General features: G+C 67.6%; 1 protein-coding gene. It reads right to left on the bottom strand.

The genetic code is table 11. The features are described from left to right. Window positions 1-626 precede the first annotated feature (626 nt). Window positions 627-1979: a DUF445 domain-containing protein gene (locus tag ACWEWT_RS38590; RefSeq protein ID WP_452565904.1), complete on the bottom strand. Its 1353-nt coding sequence runs from the start codon at window positions 1977-1979 to the stop codon at window positions 627-629. Window positions 1980-2111: the final 132 nt, after the last annotated feature.

The raw sequence follows: 2111 nt of genomic DNA, 5'->3' as shown, positions 1-2111 counted from the left end.
GAAGCGCATGCGCCGAAGGCGCGAGTCTCGAGGCCTGAACGGCGGGACACCAGGGGGCCTCAACCCCCGCGCGCGCCAGCGCGCCAAAAACACAGCACCTTCACAAGCAGGCCCACATCCCCCACCCTCACAAATACGCCCGCATCCGATCCCCCAAACGCGCCCCCACATCTCACCTTCACAAGCGGGCTCCTCCCCACCCTCACAAACAGGCCTCTCCCCACCTTCACACACACTCCCCGCGTCCCACCCCACAAGCAGGCCGCTCCCCACCTTCACACACACTCCCCGCGTCCCACCCCACAAGCAGGCCGCTCCCCGCCTTCACGAACACTCCCCGCGTCCCACCCCCACCAACTCGGCCACACCCACCCTCACAAGCAGGCCTCTCCCCACCTTCACAAGCACACCCACATCCCCCGCCTCGACGGACGAACGAGCCGCGATCCTCGAAAGCCGACGGTCCACGGAAGCCGCGATCACACCCCACACCCCACCCCGCGGACCGATCCACCCCGACCTCGCACAACGATCCCCGTCACCCCGCACACCGGCCCACCGCCGCCACCCCACCCCCACACATCGACCCACCCTCACCCGAACTCTCGCCTCATCCATCCCCGACCTCACCCCCCGAACATCAACTGCGACACCGTATAGATCACCAACCCCGCCAGACTGCCGACCACCGTGCCGTTGATCCGGATGAACTGCAGGTCCCGCCCCACCTGGATCTCGATCTTCTTGCTGGCTTCCTCCGCGTCCCAGCGGGCCACCGTATCGCTGACAATGGTGGCGATCTCGTCGGCGTAATTGGCGGCCAGGTAGCGGGCGCCGCGTTCGATCCAGCCGTCGACCTTGGCCCGGGTCTCGGTATCGTCGCGCAGCCGTTCGCCCAGTTGCTGCACATTCTCGGCGACCTTACGGCGCAGCGTGCTGTTCGGGTCGTCGGCGGATTCCAGGATCAGGCGTTTGGCCGCCCGCCAGGTCGCCTCGGCCAGGCCGGTGATCTCCTCCCTGCCCATGATCTCGGTTTTGATCCGTTCGGCCTTGGCGATCATCGTTTCGTCGTACTGCAGATCGCGGGCGAACTCCTCGAGGAAACGGTTCGCGGCGAGCCGGACCTCGTGGTCGGGAGTGGAGCGCACCTTCCAGGTGAATTCGACCAGTTCCCGGTACACCTTCTCCGACAGCAGCACGTTCACGAACTTCGGCGCCCACTGCGGTGCCTCACCGTTCACGATCCGGTCGATCGTCTCCTGACTGCCCAGCGCCCACTGGTGGGCTCGTTCGGCGAGCAGGTCCAGCAGGGGCAGCTGCCGGTTGTCGGCCAGCAGTTCGGACAGCACCCGGCCGATCGGCGGCCCCCAGAGCGGTTCGGCTATCCGCTTCACGATGGTGTTGTCGATGATCTGTTCGACATCCTCGTCGCGCAGCACCCCCACGACCGCGCGCAGGATCGTCGAACTCTCGTCGGCGACCCGGGCGGCGTTCCCCGGCCCCGCCATCCAGCGCCCCACCCGCCACGGGATCTGCGCGGAGTTCACCTTCGCCGTCACCACCTCGGGGGACAGGAAGTTGGTCCCCACGAAATCACCGAGGCTGGCGCCGAGCTGATCCTTCTTCCGGCGGATGATCGCGGTATGCGGGATCGGCAGGCCGAGCGGATGCCGGAACAGCGCGGTCACCGCGAACCAGTCGGCCAGTGCGCCGACCATGCCCGCCTCGGAGGCCGCCCGGACATAGCCCACCCAGTCACCGGCACCACCGCGCGACTCCAGCCACCGGCACACCAGGTAGATGATCGACGCGACGGCCAGCAGCCCGGTGGCGACGGCTTTCATCCGCCACAGATCGCGTCGTTTGGCCGCATCGTCGGTGAGGGTGGCGAATACGCCCGGCGGTTCGGCCGGGCCGCCGGGGGTGGACGCCCCAGCGGCGGATTCGAGCACCGCACTGCTACCGGTCGCTTTCTGCATACTCCCCATTCTGCTGTGTTTATTTGCGCCGCCTCCGGCGGCGCTGGGCGGGGCCCTATCAACCCCGGTTCTTCACTCCTTCGCTCAGTCGCTGCGCTCCTTCGCTACGTCGCTCCAGAACCGGGGCGGGCC

The sequence above is a fragment of the Nocardia sp. NPDC003963 genome, assembly GCF_053605105.1.
The sequence above is the reverse complement of the archived record's forward strand: the minus strand, read 5'-3'. Positions and strand labels throughout refer to the sequence as shown.